This window comes from Streptomyces cinnamoneus, assembly GCF_002939475.1.
Lineage (GTDB): Bacteria > Actinomycetota > Actinomycetes > Streptomycetales > Streptomycetaceae > Streptomyces > Streptomyces cinnamoneus_A.
In genome coordinates this window covers 3,576,663-3,601,197 of the sequence record NZ_PKFQ01000001.1, presented here as the reverse complement: position 1 = coordinate 3,601,197, position 24,535 = coordinate 3,576,663, and the positions used below count along the sequence as shown (strand labels likewise).

Sequence of the window (24,535 nt, the reverse complement as noted above, 5' to 3'; positions counted from 1 at the left end):
CCATGTCCGACGCCCTCCCGGGGCAGCCCACCACCGACCAGCCGGAGTACCGGATCGAGGACCTGGCCCACCACAGCGGTGCCACCGTCCGCACCATCCGCGCGTACCAGGACCGGGGCCTGCTGCCGAAACCGGAGCGGCGCGGACGCGCCAACGTCTACCGCAACACCCACCTCTCCCGCCTCCGCCAGATCTCCGGCCTGCTCGACCGCGGCTACACCCTGGCCAGCATCAAGGAACTGCTGGAGGCCTGGGACACGGGGCGCGGGCTCGGCGGGGTCCTCGGCCTCGTCGCGGAGGTCGACGGCCCCTGGACGGACGAGCAAGCCGGCCGGATCACCCGCGCCGAGCTGGGTGAGAGGTTCGGCGGCCGGCCGGACGACGCCGCCGTCGAGGACGCCGTGGAGCTCGGCATCCTCGTCCGCCTGCCGTCCTCGCTGGAGGAGTTCCTCGTCCCCAGCCCCCGGGAGCTGGCCGTCGCAGCCGAACTCCACGCCGCGGGGGTGCCGCTCCTGGCCATCTCCAGCCATCTGCGTGAACTCCGGGTCCAGGTCGAGCACATAGCCGCCCGCTTCCTCGACTTCACCACCGAACACGTCTTCCATCAGTACCTCGGCCATCCCCCCACCGACGAGGAGGCCGCGGAAGCCGCCTCCCTGGTGCGCCGGCTGCGTCCGCTCGCCCAGCAGACCGTCGACGCCGAACTGGCCCGTGCCATGCGGACCCTGGCCACCCGCCATCTCCGCCATCATCTGGACGAGGTCACGGCGACGGATCCGGCGGAAGGCCCCGTCCCCTCTGCCGCAACGGAGGCGGCAGCGGATGACGAGTCCGCTGAGCGGCCCCCCGTGGAACCGGAACCCCCCGCCGCCCCGGTTCCCGCCCCGGCCACCGCCACCGCCGCGCCCCCGGTCCCCGCCCAGATCGCCCTCCCCTCCGGGACGATCCAGGCGGTGCTGGATCTCGTGGGCCAGGAGAACGCCGTGGCGTTCATCGCCGCCGCCGTGGAGCGCGAGGTCCAGGCCCGCACCATGGACGCGCTTGTCCCCCGCCGCTGAGGGGCGCCGCCTCAGCAGTCGGGCAGCCAGTTGCCGTGGAAGCCGTACGGCACGCGCTGCGGCAGATGTATGGACGCCACCGGCGGCGCCGCGAGGTCCTCGGCGTCGAGTATGACCAGGTCGCTCCTGTCCGTGCCGGCATCGTGGACGTAGGCGAGCAGCCAGCCGGGACCGCCCGGCCTGTCGTCCGCCGGGGCGAAGGCCGCCTCCGATGGGGTGCGCCCCGGCCCGAACACATGCCGGGCGACGGATCCCGTTTCCAGGTCGTAGCGGAGCAACTCGCCCCGGGCGGGGCCGGTGTCCGGCAGCTCCGAAACGGTGGCGTGCCCGAAGCGGGCCGCCTGCCCGGCCAGCCGGTCGTCCATCCGCGGGAACTCACTGGGCTGATCGTCAACCTGCTCCTCGACCACCACGCCCCGCGTCAGGTCGATCGTCCAGCGCCACAGCGCTGGGAGAGAGGGGCCCAGATGCGGGCCGGCGAAGGCGTGCGGGTAGCGGATGACGTGGAGCACGATCCGTTCACCGTCGGCGTCCCGCTCGTCGTGGGCGTTGAGCGCGTGGAAGACGTAGCAGGGCTCTATCGGCAGCCAGCGCACCTCGCCATGAGGGTCGTCCCGCCGCAACACGCCCAGCCGCGCACCGTAACCGGGGTCCCAGCCGTACGGCATCCCTCCCTTCCCACTCCTCGCGCGGTCGAGGTCGAAGACGACCGGCAGGTCCATGAAGACGACGTGCCCGGCGGTCAGATGGAAGTCGTGCATCATCGTGTGCGCGGACACGTCGATGGGCCGGCTGATGGTCAACTCGCCGTCGGCGTCGGCGCGGTGATAGGTCAGATAGGGCGGCGTGAGTCCGCCGTAGCCGAAGAAGTGCAGCTCACCGGTGGTCGGGCAGGTCTTGGGGTGAGCCGTCATCGGCCGCGCCAGCCGCCCGGCGAAGTCATGCGGTCCGACGGTTTCCAGCTCGCGTCCGGAGCGGAGGTCCAGCTCGTACGGCAGCGACGACTCGACCAGCGCCAGTGTGCGGCCGGCGTGCCGGACCACATGGGTGTTGGCGACGCCAGCGGTCAGGTCGCGCTTGCCCTGTTCGTCGTAGGCACGGGCCCCATGGGTGAACGTCGCGGTCCGGACCCAGCGATTGCGGTAGGAGGTGGCCCTGCCGCCTTCCAGCCGCACACCGTGGACCATGCCGTCACCGAAGAACCAGTGCTGGGAGGCGGCATCCTTCGGGTTGGGGCCGTTGCGCAGATACCAGCCGTTCAGCTCGGGGGGAATGGTCCCGGTGACCGGCAGGTCGTGAGCGGTCAGCTCTTCCCTGACGGGAGCGAAATTGCCCGCGAGGTGGGCCGGGGTGGTGGTGGTCATGGATCTGCCTCCTGCGGCGCGGGGATGCGGTCGACGGCGGGCGCGTCGCGGCCGGTGCGGTGCCCGGCGCGTCAGCGCGCGGTCTGCTGCAGACGGGCGCGGACACGGTCGGGGTAGCGGGCGGTGAACATGGCGGGCAGGGCGAAGCCCACGACCTGGACCGGTATGGAGACCGTGCTGTCGAGGCCCGCCGCGTACACCGCGCTCAGGGTGGCGGCCGTCAGCGTGAACGCGGCGGCCCACACCGCCGTGATCACCACATTGATGCGTCGGAAGACAGGGGTGTTCCAGACCTCCGGCGGCGCCTGCCGCTTGGCGATTCCCGTGGTGAAGGGGCGACCGACGGCCAGCGTGGCCCAGGCCGTGACGGCGAGCCACCCCAGGGAGAGAGCCCCGCTGTAGTGACTCAGCGGGCTGTGCGGGACCGCGAAGGCCACGGCGGTGAGGACGGCGAAGTAGACGACGGTGCTCCGCTCAAGGATCAGCGACTCGGCCGCAACCCCCGCCTTTTGGTCCTTGGCCAGCAGCGCGATGCCCACGGCGAGGCCCAGGACCGCGCCCCACTGCCAGTCGGCCGAGGGCACGATCGCGAAGGCGATCCACGGAATGAAGCCGCGCAGGTAGTTCATGAAGGTCCCCCTCACCCGGGTCGGCAGGGGCAGTCGTCGCCCGCTCCACCAACACTCCAGTTTCGACATGTCAAAAGTAGAAGGTCACCCCTCGACATGTCAAGTGTGGAAGGTAGAGTGGGGCCCATGAGCCTGAGATACGCGGTGCTGGGACTGCTGGCGGAACATCCCGCCAGCGGCTACGACCTCATGAAGCGGTTCGAGACCTCGCTCGCCAACGTCTGGACCGCCACACAGAGCCAGGTCTACGGCGAGCTCGGCAAACTCGCGACGTCCGGCCTGCTCCACGTCTCCGCGGAAGGGCCGCGCGGGCGCAAGGAGTACGAGATCACCGAAGAGGGCCTGGCCGAGCTGCGGCGCTGGCTCTCGGAGGCCCAGCCGGAGAAGGCACGCCGCAGCGAGTCACTGCTGCGGGTCTTCTTCCTCAACCTCCTCACCCCGCTCGAAGCCGTCGCCTACCTCTCCATGGAGGCCGAACGCGCCGCGGGCCGTCACGCGGCCCTCAAGGAGGTGGAGGCGACGGTCGAGTGGGACGACGACCCGCTGGCGGTCAACGGCCGGCTGGCCCTGGAGTACGGCCTGCGTCTCACCGCCATGCACGAGGAATGGGCCCGCTGGGCGGCCGAGCAGGTCGCGGAGCGGAACAAGGACTGACCGGGCCGCCGGCGCCCCCGGCCTTCCGGGAGTCGGCCGCGCCCCGTAAGGCATGATCCCTTCACATGGGCCAGCAGCCGTTCGTCAGCACCGAGTCCGTGGTCACCGCCCTCCGCGAGGTCGCCGGGCGGTACGACCGCGCCTTCCGGGCCGACCACGCCATCGGTGCCGACCAGTCCGCCCGCCGCACGTCGGCGGGCGCCTTCGCGGTGACCGACGAGGACGGCTCGCTGCCCCACGAGGTCCTGGTCGAGCTGCCCGGGCGCCCCGAGATCGAGATCCAGGTCTTCTCCGAGGGCGACGCGAAGATCACCGTGGAGGGCGTCGAGTTCCACGACGTCCCCGCCGTCCACGCCCCGGCGTTCACCGAAGCCGTCCTCTCGGGCCTGGCCCGGGTGAAGACCACCTGGTACCCGCCGTTCGCCCAGCTCATCGTGCCCCTCCCGGGTGATGCAACCTACAAGGAGCCCGTCCCCTGGGCCCACGCGGGCATGTCGCGCTGGCTCAGCAGCGCCGTTCGCTGACCCCCTCGCTCCGCCAGCCGCACTCTTCGCAGGCCCGCGCGCCTCACAGCCCTGGCGCCTCCCACACCGGGAACCACCGGCTCAAGTCCTCCTCGACGCGCAGGTCCTCACCCAGCAGGGCCCTGACCTGGAGTTCGAGGGCGTTGTCCCGCTTGCCGTCCCTGCCCGCGACCGGCGCGAAAGGGTAGAAGGTGCCACGCTTGTACAGGTAGACGAGCGCCAGCGAACGTCCGTCGGCGCCGCGGAACCCCATGAGCGAACACAGGAGTTGCGGACCGAATCCGTCGTCCTGGAGGAGGGTGTTCACCGCGTGCAGATCGTTGACCAGGGCGGCCGTGTCCTCGGCGGGCTGCCGGGTGAGCAACCAGGTGTAGCCGTAGGAGTCGCGGCTGAACTCCACGGGCGCCCCGCCCCGGCCCGTGTCGGCGTCCAGCAGGGCCCTGACCTCCTGCTGAAGCCGGTCGAACGCACCGCCCTCCACGCTCGCGAAGCAGACCGAGCCGAGGCCGGTGGGGGAGAAACCGGCGCCCGCCTGAAGGGTGACGGCCGCGGACGGGAGCGCGAAGAGCTGGTCGAGGTCCGGGCGGACCGGTTTGCTGCGACCGAGGATGACGTCCAGGAAACCCACCGGGTGAACCCCTCTCACGACCTCGCCGTCACGCCCGCCCGAGCTGGGCCGAGATGCGGCCGAGCTGTTCGAGCCGCTGCTCCAGGGTCGGGTGGGACGAGAGCAGACGGCTCATGCTGTCCTTGCTGAAGGCGGGGGCGAAGTAGAAGGCGTTGAACGGCTCCGCCTGCCGCAGGTCCCTCGTCGGGATGCGCGCCATCTGCCCCGTGACCTTGGTGAGCGCGGACGCCAGCGCCGACGGCCTGCCCGTCAGCAGCGCGGCGGCGCGGTCGGCGGACAACTCGCGGTAGCGGGACAGCATGCGCGTGAGCAGGAAGCTGATCGCATAGACCACGGCGCTGACCAGCGGAATCAGCACCACCAGCACAGCGGTGTTGCTGTCGCGCCCGCCCATCCTGCGGAAGCCTCCCCACAGGCCGACGCGCGTGACGATTCCCGCGAGGACGCCGAGGAAGGAGGCGATGGTCATGACGGCCACATCGCGGTGGGCGACATGGGACAGCTCGTGCGCCAGGACGCCTTCGAGCTCTTCCGGTTCCAGCCGTCGCAGCAGTCCGGTCGTCGCGCACACCAGGGCGTTCCGCTGGTTGCGGCCGGTGGCGAAGGCGTTCGGGACGTCGCTGTCGGCCACCGCCACCCGTGGCTTGGGCATGTCGGCGAGCGCGCACAGCCGGTCCACCGCGCCGTGCAGCTCCGGGGCCTGCTCGGGAGTGACCTCCCGGGCGCCCATGCCGAAGGCCGCGATCCGGTCGCTGAACCAGAACTGGGCGACGAAGAGACCGCCCGCCAGAACGAGGATGACCGGCCAGGCCCCGCGCAGCAGCGCCACGAGCACGCCCACGAAGACCACATAGAGCAGCCCGATGAAGAACATCGTGCTGACCATGCGCGTGGTCAGTCCCCGGTCGGGGGTGAATCGGGTGCCTCGCATGGATCCTCCAAGGCGCTGCGACCGCCGACGGCAGCCGGCCCGCTCAGGCGGGCCGTGCCCCGTCGGTGCCTCTGTCCCGATTCTCCCTCGCCAGCCCTTACCGACGGGTAAAGCGACGGAAAACCCCGGCTCTCAGGCGAGCTGCGCGAGCCCCTCCGTGGCGATCTTCTCGAAGACCGCGACGTCGGCGGCGAAGACCGAGTCGGCTATCGGCCAGTGGATCACGATCTCCTCGACGCCCAGCTCCGCGTGGGCGCCCGCGAAGTCGACGAACGCGTCGAAGGAGTCCAGCGGCCGGTCCGGACTGAAGCCCGTGAGCATCACCTTGCGCAGCTCCGAGACGTCCCGGCCCGCCTCGGCACAGACCGTGCCGAGCCGCTCCAGCTGCCCGGCGATGGCCGCCCGCGACTGCTCAGGGGTGCCGTTCTCGAACAGCTTGGGGTCGCCCGTGGTCACCCACGCCTGCCCGTGCCGCGCCGCGAGCCGCATGCCGCGCGGGCCGGTGGCGGCGACGGCGAAGGGCAGCCGCGGGCGCTGGACGCAACCGGGGATGTTGCGGACCTCGGACGCGGAGTAGTGCTCGCCCTCGTACGAGACGACGTCCTCCGTCAGCAGCCGGTCCAGCAACGGGACGAACTCGGCGAAGCGGTCGGCCCGCTGCCGCGGCGTCCACGGCGCCTGGCCCTCCTTGAGCAGCGCCGTGGCGTCGAAACCCGAACCGCCCGCGCCGATGCCGAGCGTCACGCGTCCGCCCGAGACGTCGTCCAGGGAGATGAGCTCCTTGGCGAGCGTCACCGGGTGCCGGAAGTTCGGGGAGGTGACCAGCGTGCCCAGCCGCATCCTGGAGGTGACGCATGCGGCGGCCGTCAGGGTCGGTATCGCGCCGAACCACGGCCCGTCCCGGAAGGTGCGCCAGGACAGGTGGTCGTAGGTGTAGGCCGTATCGAAGCCGAGCTCCTCGGCTCGCTGCCAGGACTCACGGCCGCCCTCGGACCAGCGGCGGTCGGGAAGGATCACGGTGCTCAGTCGCATGGGAACGAGCGTAGGCGCTGGCTCCGACAAAGGCTTACGCGGGATTCCGCTTCCCCGGATCACCCGCCTGCCCACCGCCCCGTCGCCCCCTCCGCCCCTTGTGTCCGCCAGGCTCAAGAGCATGTACCGGCCGTACGTTTGTCCGCCCGCACCCGGTCGGTGAACGAGAATGAAAGGGTGACTTCCGCTATCGAGCAGCCCGAGACCCCGGCCGGCGGCCGACCGGCCGCCACCCCACGGCTGATCACCGCACCCCGGCTGATCGCCACCGATCTCGACGGCACCCTGCTCCGTGACGACAAGACCGTCTCCCGGCGCACCGTCGCGGCCCTCGCCGCCGCCGAGGAGGCCGGCATCGAGGTCTTCTTCGTCACCGGCCGCCCCGCACGCTGGATGGACGTGGTGAGCGACCACGTGCACGGGCACGGCCTGGCCATCTGCGCCAACGGCGCCGTCGTCGCCGACCTGCACGACGGCGGCCGGTTCACCGAGGTCCGCCCGCTGGAGTCCGCCGCCGCCCGGGCCATCGTCCGCAGCGTGCGCGCGGCCGCCCCGGGGGCCTCGTTCGCGGTCGAGCGCACCTCGGGCTTCCACTACGAGCCGCGGTACCCGCCCTTCCAGCCCGATCACGATTCGGTGATCGCCCCCGCCGAGGAACTGCTGGACGGCGATCACGACACCACGGGCCCCATCATCAAGCTGCTCGCCTTCCACGACACGCTCAGGCCGGACGAATTCCTGAGCGTGGCCCGTACGGCCGGCGGGACGCACGGCTGCTTCACGCGGTCCAGCCCCACCGCGCTGCTGGAGATCAGCGGCCGCGGCGTCAGCAAGGCCAGCACCCTGGCCCAGTGCTGTGCGCGGCGCGGCATCGCGCCGGAGGAGGTGGTGGCCTTCGGCGACATGCCGAACGACCTGGAGATGCTCGGCTGGGCGGGGACGTCGTACGCCATGGCCAACGCGCACCCCGAGGTCCTGGCCGCCACCACGCACCGCACGGCCGCCAACAACGACGACGGCGTAGCGGTGGTCATCGAGCAGATCCTGCACGCCCTGCCGTAGCCGCACACCCCGGCCGCGGAAGGGGCGGTGCCGCAAGGGCGGCGCTGGGGCACCGGCGCGTGAGCGACGACCGTTGGTTGCGACCAAGCGGGTGAACAAGCGCGGGAAGCGCCGGCCAGTGCCGCATCGACCGGCCACGCGCTCCTCGGCCCTACAGCCGTACACCCCGCTTGCGCAGCCACCCCACCGGCTCGACGGCCGAGCCGAACTCGGGGGTCGTGCGGATCTCGAAGTGCAGGTGCGGCCCGGTGGAGTTCCCCGTGGTGCCGGACAGCCCGATCCACTCGCCCGCGCGCACCTTGTGGCCCGGCACCGCCAGCGGCGCCGCCAGGTGCGCGTAGTGGGAGTACCAGCCGCCGGCGTGCCGGACGACGACGCTGATCCCGAAGGGGCCGCCACATCCCGTCGAGATCACCGTCCCGGCCCCGACCGCCCGGACGGGCGAACCGGTGGGCGCGGCGAAGTCCTGGCCGGTGTGTCCTCCGCTCCAGTGCACGCCGGAACCGCCGAAGCCGGCGGTGAGTTCGTACGACACCAGGGGACGCGTCCAGCCGTCCGCGGAGACCTCCGCCCTGCGGTCGGCGACGCTCTGGCCGTCCTGGAGGTCCCCGACGTCGACCGGCACGCAGTGGCCGCTGCTGACGGCCGCCTGGGCCATGCCGTTCAGCTCGCCCCGCGCGTTCGCCAGCCGCCCTTCGAGGTCGCGCTTCTCCGTGCGCAGGCGCGCCGCGTCGGCGTCGAGGGCCTGCCAGGACGCGGTGGTCGACAAGGAGTCCGCCATCAGGGCGCGGCGCTCGCCCTCGGACGCCAGCAGCATCCGGCCCAGGCGCTCCCTCCGGGCCATGTCGCGTTCCTGCAGTTCCAGGAGTTCCAGGGGGTCCTCGGCGAGCGCGGGGCTGCCCGTCGCCGTGAAGCCGCCGGTGCGGTACTGCGCCCTGGCCACGGCGCCCGCGTCCTCCCGCAGGACGTCGGAGACGACGCGCCGGCCGCGCAGCTGCTGGGCGAGGCGGTCGGCTTGCTTCTTCTGTTCCTTCGCCGCGCGCGCTTCCCGCTCGTACCGCTGCCGGACCCGGCCCGTCTCCCGTGCCAGCCGCAGCACCTCGGAGCTGACGCGGACGAGCTTCTCCGGCGTCTTCACCGCGGCGGAGGGTTCCGGGACGAGCAGGGGCGAGACCACGGCACACAGGGCGCACAACGCCGCCCGGCCGCGCCGGTGCGTGCGATACCGGCGATATGAACATCGCAATGTATGTCGCATGATCGCGAGCCTGCTGCGCGACGCGCCCTCGCGCGCCCACAGGCAGCCGTTCGGAGTACGAGATCCGACTGGACGGCCGAGCGTCCGCGCCGAGGAGCCCGGCGCCGCCGACCGCCCCGGCCCGCCGGTCGGCCGCTACAGGGGTGCCTCCCACACGACCTTCGTCCCGCCCCCGTCCTCACCGATCCCCGGCCCGTAGGAGCTGGAGCCGCCCAGTGACTCCGCCCGCTTGGCGAGGTTGCGCAGACCGCTGCGCCGGCCGCCTTCGGGGATGCCGACTCCGTCGTCGGCGACCGTCAGGCGCACCCCTTCGCGGCCGTCGGGCAGGGTGACCGTCGCGTCGACCAGCACTTCGATACGGGACGCCCGGGCGTGCCGGAAGGCGTTGGAGAGGGCTTCCCGCAGTGCGGCGATGAGGTTCTTGCCGGTGCGCTCGCCGACCTTGGCGTCGACGGGGCCGACGAAGGTGGCGGAGGGCTGGAAGCCGAGCGGGACGGCGGCCGTGCCCAGTTCTCTCAGGACCCGCGTCCGCAGGCCCGCCGGCGCCTCGGTGGGCTCTTGTTGCAGCGCGAAGATGGCCGTGCGGATCTCCTGGATGGTCACGTCCAGTTCGTCGACCGCCTGGCCGACCTTGGTCTGCACCTCGGGCACGACGGCGAGCCGCTGCGCGCGCTCCAAAAGGAGACCGGTCGCGAACAGCCTCTGGATGACGAGGTCGTGGAGGTCCCGGGCGATGCGGTCGCGGTCCTCGTAGACGGCGAGCCGTTCACGGTCGCGCTGCGCCTCGGCCAGCACCAGCGCGAGGGCGGCCTGGGCGGCGAACTGCGTGGCCAGCGTGCGTTCGGTGTCCGTGTACTTGCGCGCACCGCGCCGCCGCGGGGTGGCCAGCGTGCCGAGCACCCGGGTGCCGCTCTTGAGCGGCAGCAGCATGCTCGGGCCGAAGCGGGGGGCGACCTCGGTGATCATGCGCGGGTCGGTGGCCGAGTCGTCGATGAACACCGGTTCCCCGGCGAGGAGCTGGGAGACGACCGGGCTGTGCGGTGGCATCACCGTCCCCAGCAGACCGGTGGGGTCCTCGGCGGAGACGGCCACCATCTCCAGGCCGCCCTCGTTGTCCGGCAGCAGCACGATCCCGGCGGCCGAGTCCGCGAGCCTGCGCGCCTGTTCGGCGACGACGGACAGCGCGTCCTCCGCGTCGCTGCCCGACAACAGGGCCGTGGTGACGGCGACCGAACCGTCGATCCAGCGCATGCGCTGGCCGCGCTCCTCGTGCACGCGCGCGTTGCCGATGGCGATGCCTGCCTCCGTGGCGAGGATCTTCACCATGTGCAGGTCCGCGATGTCGAACTCGCCGCCCCGGCGCTTCTCGGTGAGGTAGAGGTTGCCGAAGATCTCACCGCCGACGCGGATGGGCACGCTCAGCGCGTGCTGGCCGTCGGGGAACGCGGCGACGTGCTCGTACTGGTCCCTGGCGACGCCGTAGGTGATGAAGTCGGACAGGCCCTCGCCGCCGGGATCGAGGACACCGATGGCGGCATAGGTGGCGTCGGCGAGTTCGGCGGCCGTCTCGGCGATGCGGTCGAGGGTCGTGCGCAGCTCCAGCCCGGTGCCGACCGAACGCATCGCCTCCAGCAGCTGCGGTACGCGTCCGGTCAGCTCGGTGGACAGGCCCTGGAGGCTGCGGGTGGCCTCCGTGGCGGCGTCCAGCGAGTGCATGGGGCCCGAGACCGGTCTGAGGACCGGGGGCTCGGAGGGGTCTGCCGTCGCTGCCATGCGTAGAGCCTAATAAGTACCTTTTGCCAGGGAAAGCGTCAGCTGCCCGGTGTCCGCGATCGGGTGAGCAGGGGGACGACTCGCCGAGATCACCCCGCCGCGACGGCCACGGGATCCACCCGGGCCTCCGGCCTCGCCGCGGCCACCCGCTCCGCGTCCGCCGCGGCCTCCCGGTCCAGCATCCGCCGGAACGGCCCCGGCGCGCCGGCCAGCGTCTCGTACGCCCCTCGCTGCACCACGCGCCCCCGCTCCAGCACGAGGATCTCGTCGACCGCCTCCAGGCCCGTCAGCCGGTGAGTGATCAGTACGGTCGTCCGGCCCTCGGTCGCCGACAGCAGATCCGCCGTCAGCGCGTCGGCGGTCTCCAGGTCGAGGTGTTCGGCGGGCTCGTCCAGCACCAGCACGGGGAAGTCCGCGAGCAGCGCCCGGGCCAGCGCCAGCCGCTGCCGCTGACCGCCGGACATCCGCGCGCCGTGCTCGCCGACCAGCGTGTCCAGCCCCTGGGGCAGTCCGTCCACCCAGTCCAGCAGGCGCGCCGCCCGCAGCGCCTCGCGCAGGGCCTCGTCGTCAGCTCCGGGGCGTGCGAGGCGCAGGTTCTCCCGCACGGAGCTGTCGAAGAGGTGCGCGTCCTGAGCGCACAACCCCACCAGCCTCCGCACGCCGTCCCCGTCCATGCCGGCCGTGTCCTCGCCGCCGAGCGTGTACGCGCCCGCCTCGGCGTCCAGGAACCGCAGCAGGACCTGCGCGAGCGTGGTCTTCCCGGACCCGGACCGGCCCACCACCGCGATCCGGCGCCCCGCCGTCAGCTCCATCCCGACATCGTCCAGAGCCGGTACGGACTGCCCCGGGTGCCGCGCCGTGAGCCCGGCGAGACGCAACGGGAACGGCGACCGCGGGGCCGGCCCCGTTCCCTCCCGTACGGGCTCGGGCGCGTCCAGCACCTCGTACACCCGCTCCGCCGACCGCTGGACGCGCCGGCGGTACTGCACGGCGAGCGGAAGCCCGGCGACCGCCTCGAACGCAGCGAGCGGAATGAGGACCACCACCGCCAGCCACACCCCGCCGAGCCGACCGTCGCGCACGGCCCCCACGCCCGCCCAGGCCGCAGCGGCCACCGTCAGGCCGCAGGCCAGCGCCGACACACCGGCACCGAGCGCCGTCGCGGCCGAGGTGCGGCGGGCGATCCGGGTGAGCGTCCTGTCGGCGCGGCGCAGCCGCTCCAGGCGGCCGGGCAGGGCTCCCGCGACCGTGAGCTCCGCCGTACCGGTCATCAGCTCGACCACGTGGCCCGCCAACTCACCACGGGCGGGCGCCAGCTGGCGCTCGGCGCGCCGTGCGAACGTCACCGCCAGCACGGCCGCGCCCGGCCCCGCGACCAGCAGCCCCACCGCCAGCGCCGCGCCCGCTTCCGGCAGCAGCCAGGCGGTGAAGCCCACCGACGCCACCCCGACGATCACGGCGGAGCCGAGCGGCAACAGCCAGCGCAGGAAGTAGTCCTGAAGCGTGTCGACGTCGGCGACCAGACGGGCGAGCAGGTCACCGCGGCGAGTCTCGCGCAGGCCCGCCGGGGCCAGCCGCTCCAGACGGCGGTAGACGGACACCCGCAGCCCGGCCAGGACGCGGAGCACGGCGTCGTGCGAGACGAGCCGCTCGGTGTAGCGGAAGACGGAACGTCCGATGCCGAAGGCGCGGGTGGCGGTGACGGCGACCATCAGATAGAGCACGGGGGGCTGTTGCGACGCGCGCGAGATCAGCCAGCCGGAGACGGCCATGAGGCCCACCGCGCTGCCCAGCGCCAGCGCCCCCAGCACCAGGGCGAGGGTGAACCGCCCCCGAAGAGGCCGCCCGGCGGCCCGCACGCGGCTCAGAGCGCCCGCGGGGCGGTCCGGCGCCGGCTGCCCCGGCGTCCCGGCCCCCGCCACAAGCGGCGCTTCCGTGGGAGCGCCCCGGGGAGCTGCCGGGCGCTCCTCCCGGCCCCCGGACCGGTCCGCGGGCTCAGCCCCCGCCGGCCGAGCCCCCGCGGGCCGGCCGCCGAGACGCACCGTCCGGTCGGCGACGGCGAGCAGGGCCGGCCGGTGCACCACCAGCACCACGGTCCGCCCCTCGGCGAGCCGCCGCACCGCCGCCACCACGGCGGCCTCGGTCTCCCCGTCCAGGTTCGCCGTCGGCTCGTCGAGCAGCAGAACCGGCCGGTCGGCCAGGAACGCCCGGGCCAGGGCGACGCGTTGGCGCTGGCCCGCCGAGAGCCCCGCGCCGTCCTCGCCGAGGCGAGTGTCAGTGCCATGGGGCAGCATGGACACGAACTCGAGCGCACCGGCCGCGCGCAGTGCCTCGCGCACCTGTGTGTCCGTGGCGTCCGGCCTGGTCAGCCGGACGTTCTCGGCGACCGTTCCAGCGAAGAGATGGGGTCGTTGCGGGACCCAGGCCACCTGGTCCCGCCAGCTTTCGGGGGAGAGCGATGAGAGATCCGCACCACCTACGGACACCCGTCCGCCCGTGGGCCGTTCGAGGCCCAGCAGCACGCTCAGCAGGGTCGACTTGCCGACCCCGCTGGCGCCCGTCACCGCGACCGTCTCCCCCGGCCGCACCTCGAAGGAGGTCTCGGCCAGCGAGGGCACGTCCCGGCCCTCGTGCCGCACCACGAGCCGGTCGACGGTGATGACCGCGTCCCGGGCGTCCGGTGCGGGGAGCGTGCCGGCGGGAGCGGGCTCGGTCTCCAGCACGGCGAAGACCTCGTCGGCGGCCGCCAGTCCCTCGGCCGCCGCGTGGTACTGCGCGCCCACCTGGCGCAGGGGCAGATACGCCTCCGGCGCCAGGATCAGCACCAGCAGCCCGGTGCGGAGGTCGAGTTCGCCGTGCACGAGCCGCATGCCGACGCCGACCGCGACCAGCGCCACGGACAGCGTGGACAGCAGCTCCAGGGCGAAGGAGGAGAGGAAGGCCAGACGCAGGGTCCGCAGCGTGGCCCGCCGGTAGTCGGAGGTGATCTGGCGGATCGACTCGGCCTGCGCCTTGGCACGGCCGAAGACCTTGAGCGTGGGCAGCCCCGCGACGACGTCGAGGAAGTGCCCGGAGAGCCGGGACAGCAGCCGCCACTGCCGGTCCATCCGGGACTGGGTGGCCCAGCCGATGAGGGCCATGAAGAGGGGGATGAGCGGAAGGGTGAGGACGATGACGAGCGCCGAGAGCCAGTCGGCGGAGACGATGCGGGCGAGGACGGCGACGGGCACGACGGCCGCGAGACCCAGCTGGGGCAGATAGCGGGCGAAGTAGCCGTCCAGCGCGTCCACCCCGCGCGTGGCGAGGTTGGTCAGCTCACCGGTGTTCCGGACGCCGGGCCCGAGCAGGGCCGCGTGCGCGAGCAGCCTCGTCCGCAGCTGCGACTTGACCGCCGCGCTCGCCCGGTGGGCGGCGAGCTCGGTGAGCCAGGCCACCGCCGCCCGGCCCAGGGCGACGGCGGCCAGCAGGCCGAGCGGCCGGACCAGGTCACCGGTCCCCAGCCCGTTTCGGAAGGCCCCGGTCACCACCTCGGCGATCAGCATCGCCTGGGCGATGACCAGGCCCGCGCCCGCCAGACCGAGCACCACGGAGGCGGCCAGGAAGAAGCGGGTCGCGGAGGCGTGCTTCAGCAACCGGGGGTCGACGGGCTTCACAGCGCCGGCCCTCAGTGCGCGGCCGGGATGTGCTGGGTGCCGATCCGCTTGCGGAACACCCAGTACGTCCAGGCCTGGTAGGCCAGGATCACCGGCGTCATGAACCCGGCGACCCACGTCATGATCTTCAGCGTGTAGGGACTGGACGCGGAGCCGGCCGCCGTCAGGCTCCAGGCCGGATCGGAGGAGGAGGGCAGCACGTCGGGGAAGAGAGCGAGGAAGACCATCGCGAACACCGCCACGACCGTCACGCCGGACAGGGCGAACGCCCAGCCTTCGCGGCCGGTCCGGTTCAGGACGAGCGCGGCCAGCAGGGCCACCGCCGCGATCACCGCGGCGGGCAGGCTGCGCCCGTTGCCCGAGTCCGCCTGGGTCCACGCCAGGAAGGCCCCGGCGAGTACGAGGGCGGCCAGGCCGTAGCGGGTGGCGTGCGCCCGGGCGCGGTGGCGGATGTCGCCGGTGGTCTTGAGCGCGGCGAAGACGGCGCCGTGGAAGGTGAAGAGCACGAGCGTGAAGAGGCCGCCCAGCAGCGTGTACGGGCTGATCAGGTCGAGCACGTCACCGCTGTAGTTCTTGTCCGGCCCGATCGGGACGCCGCGCACCATGGCGGCGAAGGCGACGCCCCACAGGAAGGCGGGCAGCAGGGAGCACCAGAAGATCGCGTTCTCCCAGTTGCGCTGCCAGCGCTCCTCGGGGCGCTTGTGGCGGTACTCGAAGGCGACGCCCCGCACGATCAGGCAGACCAGGATGGCCAGCAGCGGCAGGTAGAAGCCGCTGAAGAGGGTGGCGTACCAGTCGGGGAAGGCGGCGAAGGTCGCACCGGCGGCAGTGATCAGCCAGACCTCGTTGCCGTCCCAGACCGGCCCGATCGTGTTGATCAGGACCCGGCGTTCGGTGCGGTCCTCGGCCAGGGTCTTGGTCAGGACGCCGATGCCGAAGTCGAAGCCCTCAAGGAAGAAGTAGCCGGTCCACAGGACGGCGATGAGCAGGAACCAGAAGTCGTGGAGGTGCATGGTCGGTTCTCCGTTCCGCCGCGTCAGTAGGCGAACGTCATCGGCTTGTCGGCGTCCTCGGGCTGTCCGGCGCCTCCGGCGCCACCGGAGGGCAGCCGCAGCCTGGGGTCCTTCGCAGGCGGCCGCTCGTCGGTGTCCGGCCCGGCCTTGCCGTACTTGACCAGGAGCTTCACCTCGACCACGGCGAGGATCGCGTAGAGCAGGGTGAAGACCGTCATCGAGGCGATCACCTCGCCCTGGCTCACGCCGGGCGAGACCGCGTCGCCGGTCTTCATCAGTCCGTACACCGCCCAGGGCTGGCGGCCCATCTCGGTGAAGATCCAGCCGAAGGAGTTGGCGATCAGCGGGAGGCCCATGGTGAGGATGCCGATGCGCCAGGACCACTTGGTGAAGAAGGGGCTCATCTCGCGGGTGCGGGTGAGCATCAGGCGCGGGATCTCGTTCTCGGCCGTGCGGAGTCCGGGGGCCAGCCAGAACTTCTTCCGCGTGGTCCACAGCCCGATGAGCGCGGCGACGAACGAGGTCATCCCGAAGCCGATCATGAGGCGGAAGCCCCAGAAGGTCATGAAGATGCTGGGGATGTAGTCCTGCGGGTCTCCGCCGTACCGCGCGGCCTCCTGGGCGGCGATGTCGTTGATGCCGGGGACGGCCTCGGAGAAGTTGTTGTGGGCGAGGAAGGAGAGCAGGCCGGGGACCTCTATCTCGACGCTGTTGTGCCCCTTGGAGACGTCGCCGACCGCGAAGACGGAGAACGGGGCCGGCGTCTGGGTCTCCCACAGGGCCTCGGCGGCGGCCATCTTCATCGGCTGCTGCTCGAACATCACCTTGCCGAGTTCGTCACCGTTGACCGCCGTGCCCAGGCCGGCGATCACCGCGACGACGAGCCCGACCCGCAGCGACACCAGCATCGCCGGGAGCTGCTTGCGCTGCTTCTCCCCCAGTTCCTCGCCCCGGATCTGCTTGCGCTTGGCGCGCCACAGGTGGAAGGAGGACACGCCGACGACGAACGCGGCGCCGGTGAGGAAGGCCGCGGTGAGGGTGTGCAGGACGACGACCATGGTCGTGTTCTGCGTGAGCACGGCCCAGATGTCGGTGAGGCGTGCCTTGCCCGTCGCCTGGTCGATCGTGTAGCCGACGGGGTGCTGCATCCAGGAGTTCGCGGCCAGGATGAAGTAGGAGGACAGGATGGTGCCGACGGCCACGATCCAGATGCACGCGCAGTGGATCTTCTTGGGCAGCTTGTCCCAGCCGAAGATCCACAGGCCGATGAAGGTGGACTCGAAGAAGAAGGCCAGCAGCGCTTCCATCGCGAGCGGCGCCCCGAAGACGTCACCGACGAAGCGGGAGTAGTCGGACCAGTTCATACCGAACTGGAACTCCTGCACGATGCCGGTGACCACGCCCATCGCGATGTTGATCAGGAAGAGCTTTCCCCAGAACTTCGTGGCATGGAAGTACTTCTCCTTGCCCGTTCGAACCCAGGCCGTCTCCAGGCCTGCGGTGATCGCGGCAAGGCTGATCGTGAGCGGAACGAAGAGGAAGTGGTAGACGGTCGTGATGCCGAACTGCCATCGGGCGAGCGTCTCCGGAGCCAGGGCCAGATTCACCAGGGTCTCTCCTTGCCTCTTACGTCACCGGCGACGCACGCCACCGGCGTTATGCCCTGTATGAACGAGTTAAAGCAGGACATAAAGGCGGGCTTGTGAACGCGTTCACATTCACAAGCAATTATGGCCTACCCCCCTTTCGGACAAGTCAGCGGGGTACCCCATCACGCACTTGCGGAGGGCCGACCGGCTCACGCGGCACCCGGGCCGCACGGCGCGGCCGCGGCACCCGCTCCGGCCGTACGACGAACTCCCGTACGCCCATACGCCCGCACCCCAGCGCGTCCGTGCGCCTCCACCCCCGCACGACGAACGCCGTGCGCCCCCACCCGGGGACGCACGGCGTTCCGAAACCTTCGGCACCACGCGGCGGCTGCGCGCCGCAGCGGTCACAGCTCCTTGCGGAACTCCTCGGCCACGCGCAGGAAGAGGTCGTTCGCCTCCACCTCACCGATGGTCACGCGCACACCCTCGCCCGCGAACGGGCGTACGACCACCCCGGCCCGCTCACAGGCGGCCGCGAAGTCCAGCGTGCGCTCCCCCAGCCGCAGCCAGACGAAGTTCGCCTGCGACTCCGGCACCGTCCAGCCCTGGCCCGCCAGCGCGCCGGCCACCCGGGTCCGCTCCGCCACCAGCGCGTCGACCCGCTCGCGCAGTGCGTCCTCGCTGCGCAGCGAGGCCACCGCCGCGTCCTGCGCGACCTGGCTCACACCGAAGGGCACCGCCGTCTTGCGCAGCGCCGCCGCGACCGGCTCGTGTGCGATCGCGAAGCCGATGCGCAGGCCCGCGAGCCCGTAGGCCTTGGAGAAGGTCCGCAGCACACAGACGTTCGGCCGGTTCCGGTAGAGGTCGATGCCGTTCGGCACCGTCTCGTCGCGGATGAACTCCAGGTACGCCTCGTCGAGGACCACGAGCACGTCAGAGGGCACCCGGTCCAGGAAGGACTCCAGCTCGGCCCGGCGCACGACCGTACCGGTGGGGTTGTTGGGGTTGCAGACGAAGATCAGCCGGGTGCGGTCGGTGATCGCGGCGAGCATGGCGTCCAGGTCGTGGACGTCGCCGTCGGTCAGCGGCACCTGCACGGGCGTGGCCCCGGACACCTGAGTGATGATCGGGTACGCCTCGAAGGAGCGCCAGGCGTAGATCACCTCGTCGCCGGGCCCCGCCGTCGCCTGCACCAGCTGCTGGGCGACGCCCACCGAGCCGGTGCCGGTGGCCAGGTGCGAGAGCGGCACGTCGAAGTGCTCGGCCAGCTCGGCCATGAGACCGGCACAGGCCATGTCGGGGTAGCGGTTGAGGGAGCCGGCCGCGGAGACGGCGCTCTCGAGCACTCCGGGCAGCGGCGGGTAGGGGTTCTCGTTGGAGGACAGCTTGTAGGCGACCGGCCCGCCGGGGGCCGCCGGCTTGCCCGGCTTGTAGGTCGGCACGCTGTCCAGCGCCGCACGCAGCTTCGGGGTCTTCTCGGTCACCGCGGGTCCTCCTCCACCTCTGACGTGAATACTGCACACCTTATGAGGATTGACCGGGGCGGCGTCCAGACTTACGAGGGCGCTCCTGTTTTGATTGTGCGCCGTGGCGGGCGCCCTGGCGCGCATCCCCCGTGAAGGTGAGTTGAGACCTCTTCGAGACCTGGACCATTCACGAGGCGCGGATCGACCAGAGTGCGACGGCTCCGCACAGAATCGCGCAACTACCTGCGTTTCCATGATCATTGACGGAATTCGGCGCAGCAGAAACGTGCCTGTCAACAGTCAAAAGCAGTGCCCTGCCGAAGGACCACCCGAGCCCTACTATCGGCTCGCCATGACAGCACCAGGGAAGCATCAGGTGAGCCGGGCGGATCCGTCCCGCAGGGGCAGCCGGCAGGGGCGGGCGGGCATCCGGGATGTGGCCGCCGCCGCCGGGGTTTCGATCACGACCGTCTCCGACGCGCTCAACGGCAAGGGCCGGCTACCGGACGCGACCCGCCGCCATGTCCGCGAGGTCGCCGACCGGCTGGGCTATCGCCCGTCCGCCGCGGCCCGCACCCTCCGCACGGGCAAGTCGGGGCTCATCGGCCTGACGGTGACCACGTACGGGGATGAACCTTTCACCTTCACCGAGTTCGCCTACTTCGCCGAGATGGCCCGGGCCGCCACCTCCGCCGCGCTGGCGCGCGGCTACGCCCTGGTCATCCTCCCCGCCACCTCCCGCCACGACGTGTGGTCCAACGTCGCCCTCGACGGCACCGTCGTCGTCGACCCCTCCGACCACGACCCCGTCGTCTCCGATCTGGTCCGCCAGGGCATCCCGGTGGTCTCCGACGGCCGGCCGGCGGGCTCCCTGCCGGTCACCGCCTGGGTCGACAACGACCACGAGGCCGCCGTCCTCGGCATCCTCGACCACCTCGCCGCCGCCGGGGCGCGCCGGATCGGCCTGCTCACCGGCACCACGACCGACACCTACACCCGGCTCTCCACCACCGCCTACCTGCGCTGGTGCGAGCGCGTCGGCCAGGACCCGGTGTACGAGGAGTACCCCGCCCACGACCCCTGCGCCGGCGCGGTGGCGGCCGACCGGCTGCTCGCCCGCCCCGACCGGCCCGACGCGGTGTACGGGCTCTTCGACCCCAACGGCACCGACCTGCTGGCGGCCGCCCGCCGCTACGGCCTGCGCGTCCCGGACGACCTGCTGCTGGTCTGCTGCAGCGAGTCCACCGTCTACGCCACGACCGAGCCGCCGATCACCACGCTCTCGCTCAAGCCGCGGCGCATCGGCACCGCGGTCGTCCAACTGCTGATCGACGCCATCGAGGGCCTGGACACCGGCCGCCCGGTGGAGCAGGTCATACCCACCGAACTGATCGTTCGGACGTCTTCGGAGCGACGGCCGCCGCGTACGGTCGTCAGCGCGCCGCGCGGCCCCGCCGCGGACTGACGGCGCGGCCGGAAACCGGAAGCGCCACGCCCCGCGTCAACCGGGAGTGGACCCGCGTCCGGCGCACGGGGAAGCAGGTCACGGGCCGCCAGGAGCCGCCCACGACCGGGCTGACCGGCGCGAACGGCTCATTAAACGGCTCATTTGGGGATAAACAACCGGCGATCCCGGTCTCTCGCCCCGATTCACCGCCCCTGGTGCGTCACAAGCCGCGACGGTCATTCCTATGATGGGCGCACGACACCACGGACCGCCGTCGACCAGGCAAGGTCCACAAGGTGCACGGCGGCGCGATGGTGGAGGGGTCGATGACTCAGGGGGCCGGTCAGGGACCTGCGGCACGGACCACGGCGGCGATGCCGCCCTTCCCCGGGTACGCCGCTCCTCCTCCCATGCCCGCCTACGCCCACTCCGCCCCGCCCGGGGAGGTCGCGCCGGAGTATCCCGACTATCCCGAGGGCTACACCCCGACGGCGCGCGACCTGCCGGTCCTGAACCGGCCCGCGCCGCCCCAGGACGTGCCGACCGTCGAGCTGACGCCCCTGGCAGCCCCCCAGCCGCAGCCCGTGCCGGCCGGCCGGGGCCCGCTGTACGTGGTGGGCGACGTCCACGGCTATCTGGACGAGCTGCACGAGGCGCTCGCCGCCCAGGGGCTCATCGACGAGCAGGGCCACTGGGCCGCGGGCAACGCGCGCCTGTGGTTCCTCGGCGACTTCACGGACCGCGGCCCGGACGGCGTCGGGGTCATCGACCTGGTCATGCGGCTGTCCGCCGAGGCGGCCGCCGCCGGCGGCTACTGCAAGGCGCTCATGGGGAACCACGAGCTGCTGCTCATCGGCGCCAAGCGGTTCGCCGACACGCCGGTGAACTCCGGAGCCGGCACCGCCTCCTTCCAGGCCGCCTGGCTGCTGAACGGCGGCCAGCGCACCGACATGGAGCGCCTGGAGGACCACCACCTCCAGTGGATGTCGCGGCTGGACGCGATCGCCGAGGAGGACGGGCACCTGCTCGTCCACTCCGACACCACCGCCTACCTGGAGTACGGCGACTCCATCGAGGCCGTCAACGACGCCGTCACCGAGGCGCTCCAGCGCAACGACCCGGACGAGTGCTGGGAGCTCTTCCGCAAGTTCACCAAGCGGTTCGCCTTCCGCGACGAGGACGCCGGTCCCCTGGCCGTGCGGGAGCTGCTCCAGGCGTACGGCGGTCACCGCATCGTGCACGGCCACAGCCCCATCCCGTACCTCCTGGGCGAGGTCGGCACCGAGGACGCGGACGGTGAGGAGAGCGGCACGCCGCTGGTCGACGGGCCTCATCTGTACGCCGACGGCCTGGCGCTCGCGATGGACGGAGGGGTCACGATGGCCGGAAAGCTCCTGGTCGTGCAACTTCCCGCCGCCGACTGAGGGTTCAGTGGCGCGCTGTACGGGCAGATGACGAGTTCCACCGTCGCGGGGTAATTCGGGAAACACGCTGTCACCTCGCACCGGTGCGGCTCTACCATCGGCTTATCCGTAGCAGGCTCTCCTCCGTTTCCGCCCACTGCCCGGTACCAGCCGGCACCTAGGCCCTACGGAGCATCGGGGGATGCACATGAACAGCGCTCCGCACCTGCTGGCCGAGGACCGCCCGGAATTCGAGCGGGTTCTCGACCACGCGTTGCGTACCGCGAACCATGACCCGGAACTCGCCACCGCGATAGGACAGCGGCTCAATACCGAACAGCTGCGCACCATGGCCCTGAGCGCCATGGCCGCCATCTCCGCCTGCGCCACGGCGGAATACGAGAATTTCGTCACCGTCCGCGAGGAGCTGCGCGCCCGGTCGTCCGCCCCTGGTGACGGGGACGGCGGGAGCGACGACACCCCCTCCCCCGCCATGGCGGGGCCCGAGGACCCAGGTGCGGGCGCCGGCGCGGTCGTCGCCGTCCTCGCCCCGGTCCTCGCAGGGATCGCCGCTTTTCTTTTCCTTCTGATCGGTTATGTCATGCGTTTGGTCGGCGCCGGTGAGGGCGCGGCCGATTCGATGATCACGGTCGGCTGGTGGTTCGGCGGCTTCACCGTCGCCGGGGTGCTGGTCGCCATGGCCGGCATGCTGCTCACCGCGCTGCGCAACGGTCCGCACCCGGAGGAGGCTCCGCCCGCCGACCTCCTGGCCGCGGAGGCCGACCGCGCCCGCGAGGCCTGGCGGCAGGCGCTGCTGGAGCGGGGCGTCCGCCCGTTCCTGCGTGAAGCGTTGGCCAACGGATCGGGTCCGCCGCGCTCTTCGTACGCCGCCAGGCACCAGGAGGGCCCGGGCCGCACTCCCCAGCTCGGCTACTCCCGCCCGGGCTTCTCCAGCCCCGACAACCGCGCCGACACCTCCAACCGCCCGCGCTACACCAGCCCGGACTACACCAGCCCTGACTTCGGCAACACGGATCACCGGTCGGAATAGGGCCCGACCGGCACCACGGCACCACGGCACCACGGCAAAGCGTCAGCACAGCAGGCGGCACAGCGCACGGCACAGCGGCAGGACGGCCGGTCAGCGGCCGTCCTGCCGCCGTTCGGACCGGCTCGCGGCCGGCGTTCGAACGCTCAGTCGGCGATCGGCAGGTAGACGCGGTTGCCGGCGGCCGCGAATTCCTCGGACTTCTGCGCCATTCCGGCCTCGACGTCGACGGCCAGGTCGCCACCGTGTTCGCGGCGGATGTCCTGCGAGATCTTCATGCTGCAGAACTTCGGCCCGCACATCGAGCAGAAGTGCGCCGTCTTCGCCGGCTCGGCCGGCAGCGTCTCGTCGTGGAAGGCGCGGGCCGTGTCCGGGTCGAGGGCCAGATTGAACTGGTCCTCCCAGCGGAATTCGAAACGCGCGTCGGACAGGGCGTCGTCCCACTCCTGTGCGCCGGGGTGGCCCTTGGCCAGGTCCGCCGCATGGGCTGCGATCTTGTACGTGATGACGCCGGTCTTCACGTCGTCGCGGTCGGGCAGGCCCAGGTGCTCCTTGGGGGTCACGTAGCAGAGCATCGCGGTGCCCCACCACGCGATCATCGCGGCGCCGATGCCGGACGTGATGTGGTCGTACGCGGGTGCGACGTCCGTGGTCAGGGGCCCGAGCGTGTAGAACGGGGCCTCCTCGCAGATCTCCTGCTGGAGGTCGATGTTCTCCTTGATCTTGTGCATCGGGACGTGCCCGGGGCCCTCGATCATCGTCTGCACGTTGTGCCGCTTGGCGATGGTGTTGAGCTCGCCGAGGGTCTTCAGCTCCGCGAACTGCGCCTCGTCGTTGGCGTCGGCGATCGAGCCGGGGCGCAGCCCGTCGCCGAGCGAGTACGTGACGTCGTACGCCGCGAGGATCTCGCAGAGTTCCTCGAAGTTCTCGTAGAGGAACGACTCCTTGTGGTGCGCCAGGCACCACGCGGCCATGATCGAACCGCCGCGGGAGACGATGCCGGTCTTGCGACGGGCGGTCAGCGGGACGTACCGCAGCAGTACGCCCGCGTGGACGGTCATGTAGTCGACGCCCTGCTCGGCCTGCTCGATGACCGTGTCCTTGTAGATCTCCCAGGTCAGCTCCTCGGCCTTGCCGTCGACCTTCTCCAGCGCCTGGTAGAGGGGGACGGTGCCGATGGGAACGGGGGAGTTGCGCAGCACCCATTCGCGGGTGGTGTGGATGTTGCGGCCGGTGGAGAGGTCCATGACCGTGTCGGCACCCCAGCGGGTCGCCCAGGTCATCTTCTCCACCTCCTCCTCGATGGAGGAGGTGACGGCGGAGTTGCCGATGTTGGCGTTCACCTTGACCAGGAACTTCTTGCCGATGATCATCGGCTCGATCTCCGGGTGGTTCACGTTGGCCGGGAGCACGGCGCGGCCGGCCGCGATCTCCTCCCGGACGGTCTCCGGCGAGACGTTCTCGCGGAGCGCCACGTACTCCATCTCGGCGGTGACCTCACCGCGGCGGGCGTACGCGAGCTGGGTCACCGCGGCGCCGGCCCGGCCCCGGCGGGGCTGCCGCGGGCGGCCGGGGAAGACGGCGTCGAGGTTCTTCAGGCCGCCCCGGGGGGACGTGTGCTTGATGCCGTCGTCCTCCGGGCGCATGGGGCGCCCGGCGTACTCCTCGGTGTCACCGCGGGCGATGATCCAGTTCTCCCGCAGCGGAAGGAGGCCGCGCCGGACGTCCGTCTCGACGTCCGGGTCGGTGTACGGGCCGGAGGTGTCGTACAGCTGTACGTCCTGCCCGTTGGTGAGGTGGACCCGCCGCACCGGAACCCTGAGGTCCGGCCGCGAGCCGGTCACGTAGTCCTTGTGCCAGCCGATCTCCCGGCCGTTTTCGGACGTGCGTGCATCCTGCGAGGTCATGAGACCAGAACTCCCTACGCCGGCATTACCCGGTAACAGGTTCGGCGGTCGACGCAGCGTTCTCCGTACGTCCGTACGGATGTCAGCGCCCTC

General features: G+C 71.7%; 19 protein-coding genes. 7 read left to right on the top strand and 12 right to left on the bottom strand.

Annotated elements, in window-relative coordinates; translation table 11 throughout:
* Positions 1 to 2 precede the first annotated feature (2 nt).
* A complete protein-coding gene (locus CYQ11_RS15695; RefSeq protein WP_099199911.1) occupies positions 3 to 1,058 on the top strand; it encodes a MerR family transcriptional regulator in 1,056 nt (351 codons plus the stop codon).
* Positions 1,059 to 1,069: 11 nt separating this feature from the next.
* Here CYQ11_RS15695 and CYQ11_RS15690 read toward each other — a convergent pair whose 3' ends face one another.
* Together CYQ11_RS15690 and CYQ11_RS15685 are read right to left on the bottom strand one after the other, a co-directional pair.
* Positions 1,070 to 2,422: a carotenoid oxygenase family protein gene (locus tag CYQ11_RS15690; RefSeq protein ID WP_099199912.1), complete on the bottom strand. Its 1,353-nt coding sequence runs from the start codon at positions 2,420 to 2,422 to the stop codon at positions 1,070 to 1,072.
* A gap of 71 nt (positions 2,423 to 2,493) precedes the next feature.
* Complete coding sequence (locus tag CYQ11_RS15685; RefSeq protein WP_099199913.1) at positions 2,494 to 3,051, bottom strand: hypothetical protein; 558 nt, start codon at positions 3,049 to 3,051, stop codon at positions 2,494 to 2,496.
* A 126-nt stretch (positions 3,052 to 3,177) separates the two neighbouring features.
* On the opposite strand from CYQ11_RS15685, the gene CYQ11_RS15680 reads away from it, so the two are divergent.
* Together CYQ11_RS15680 and CYQ11_RS15675 are read left to right on the top strand one after the other, a co-directional pair.
* Positions 3,178 to 3,705 carry a PadR family transcriptional regulator gene (locus tag CYQ11_RS15680; protein ID WP_099199914.1) on the top strand — a complete coding sequence of 176 codons (528 nt, stop codon included), beginning with the start codon at positions 3,178 to 3,180 and terminating at the stop codon, positions 3,703 to 3,705.
* Positions 3,706 to 3,770: 65 nt separating this feature from the next.
* The gene (locus CYQ11_RS15675) at positions 3,771 to 4,229 is read left to right on the top strand and encodes a hypothetical protein (protein WP_181143668.1); all 459 of its coding nucleotides are present in this window, start codon (positions 3,771 to 3,773) and stop codon (positions 4,227 to 4,229) included.
* A 43-nt stretch (positions 4,230 to 4,272) separates the two neighbouring features.
* Here the strand turns inward: CYQ11_RS15675 and pspAB are convergent, their stop codons facing one another.
* The 3 genes from pspAB to CYQ11_RS15660 form a co-directional block, all read right to left on the bottom strand.
* Entirely contained in the window at positions 4,273 to 4,857 is a 585-nt protein-coding gene (pspAB, locus tag CYQ11_RS15670) for a PspA-associated protein PspAB (RefSeq protein WP_099199915.1), read from the bottom strand.
* A 28-nt stretch (positions 4,858 to 4,885) separates the two neighbouring features.
* Positions 4,886 to 5,788: a zinc metalloprotease HtpX gene (htpX, locus tag CYQ11_RS15665; RefSeq protein ID WP_099199916.1), complete on the bottom strand. Its 903-nt coding sequence runs from the start codon at positions 5,786 to 5,788 to the stop codon at positions 4,886 to 4,888.
* Positions 5,789 to 5,920: 132 nt separating this feature from the next.
* On the bottom strand, positions 5,921 to 6,820 hold the full coding sequence (locus CYQ11_RS15660) for an LLM class flavin-dependent oxidoreductase (RefSeq protein ID WP_099199917.1): 900 nt from the start codon (positions 6,818 to 6,820) through the stop codon (positions 5,921 to 5,923).
* 177 nt (positions 6,821 to 6,997) lie between these two features.
* Here CYQ11_RS15660 and CYQ11_RS15655 point away from each other — a divergent pair, with 177 nt between their 5' ends.
* Complete coding sequence (locus CYQ11_RS15655) at positions 6,998 to 7,882, top strand: Cof-type HAD-IIB family hydrolase (protein ID WP_099199918.1); 885 nt, start codon at positions 6,998 to 7,000, stop codon at positions 7,880 to 7,882.
* A 151-nt stretch (positions 7,883 to 8,033) separates the two neighbouring features.
* Here CYQ11_RS15655 and CYQ11_RS15650 read toward each other — a convergent pair whose 3' ends face one another.
* The 6 genes from CYQ11_RS15650 to hisC form a co-directional block, all read right to left on the bottom strand.
* Positions 8,034 to 9,059 carry a M23 family metallopeptidase gene (locus CYQ11_RS15650; protein WP_181143667.1) on the bottom strand — a complete coding sequence of 342 codons (1,026 nt, stop codon included), beginning with the start codon at positions 9,057 to 9,059 and terminating at the stop codon, positions 8,034 to 8,036.
* Between the two features lie 216 nt (positions 9,060 to 9,275).
* Positions 9,276 to 10,856 carry a sensor histidine kinase gene (locus CYQ11_RS15645; RefSeq protein ID WP_099199920.1) on the bottom strand — a complete coding sequence of 527 codons (1,581 nt, stop codon included), beginning with the start codon at positions 10,854 to 10,856 and terminating at the stop codon, positions 9,276 to 9,278.
* Between the two features lie 146 nt (positions 10,857 to 11,002).
* A complete protein-coding gene (gene cydD / locus CYQ11_RS15640; RefSeq protein ID WP_099199921.1) occupies positions 11,003 to 14,566 on the bottom strand; it encodes a thiol reductant ABC exporter subunit CydD in 3,564 nt (1,187 codons plus the stop codon).
* Positions 14,567 to 14,577: 11 nt separating this feature from the next.
* Positions 14,578 to 15,579: a cytochrome d ubiquinol oxidase subunit II gene (gene cydB, locus CYQ11_RS15635; RefSeq protein WP_099199922.1), complete on the bottom strand. Its 1,002-nt coding sequence runs from the start codon at positions 15,577 to 15,579 to the stop codon at positions 14,578 to 14,580.
* Positions 15,580 to 15,602: 23 nt separating this feature from the next.
* Positions 15,603 to 17,186, bottom strand: a complete 1,584-nt coding sequence (locus CYQ11_RS15630; RefSeq protein ID WP_099199923.1) for a cytochrome ubiquinol oxidase subunit I — start codon at positions 17,184 to 17,186, stop codon at positions 15,603 to 15,605.
* 389 nt (positions 17,187 to 17,575) lie between these two features.
* A complete protein-coding gene (gene hisC, locus CYQ11_RS15625; RefSeq protein ID WP_099199924.1) occupies positions 17,576 to 18,655 on the bottom strand; it encodes a histidinol-phosphate transaminase in 1,080 nt (359 codons plus the stop codon).
* Positions 18,656 to 18,989: 334 nt separating this feature from the next.
* Here hisC and CYQ11_RS15620 point away from each other — a divergent pair, with 334 nt between their 5' ends.
* The 3 genes from CYQ11_RS15620 (at position 18,990) to CYQ11_RS15610 (ending at position 22,538) form a co-directional block, all read left to right on the top strand.
* A complete protein-coding gene (locus CYQ11_RS15620) occupies positions 18,990 to 20,102 on the top strand; it encodes a LacI family DNA-binding transcriptional regulator (RefSeq protein WP_099199925.1) in 1,113 nt (370 codons plus the stop codon).
* A 308-nt stretch (positions 20,103 to 20,410) separates the two neighbouring features.
* Positions 20,411 to 21,508 carry a metallophosphoesterase gene (locus CYQ11_RS15615; RefSeq protein WP_099200231.1) on the top strand — a complete coding sequence of 366 codons (1,098 nt, stop codon included), beginning with the start codon at positions 20,411 to 20,413 and terminating at the stop codon, positions 21,506 to 21,508.
* 181 nt (positions 21,509 to 21,689) lie between these two features.
* The gene (locus CYQ11_RS15610) at positions 21,690 to 22,538 is read left to right on the top strand and encodes a hypothetical protein (protein WP_099199926.1); all 849 of its coding nucleotides are present in this window, start codon (positions 21,690 to 21,692) and stop codon (positions 22,536 to 22,538) included.
* 143 nt (positions 22,539 to 22,681) lie between these two features.
* On the opposite strand, the gene thiC is transcribed toward CYQ11_RS15610, so the two are convergent.
* Positions 22,682 to 24,442, bottom strand: a complete 1,761-nt coding sequence (thiC, locus tag CYQ11_RS15605) for a phosphomethylpyrimidine synthase ThiC (RefSeq protein WP_099199927.1) — start codon at positions 24,440 to 24,442, stop codon at positions 22,682 to 22,684.
* Between the last annotated feature and the right edge of the window lie 93 nt (positions 24,443 to 24,535).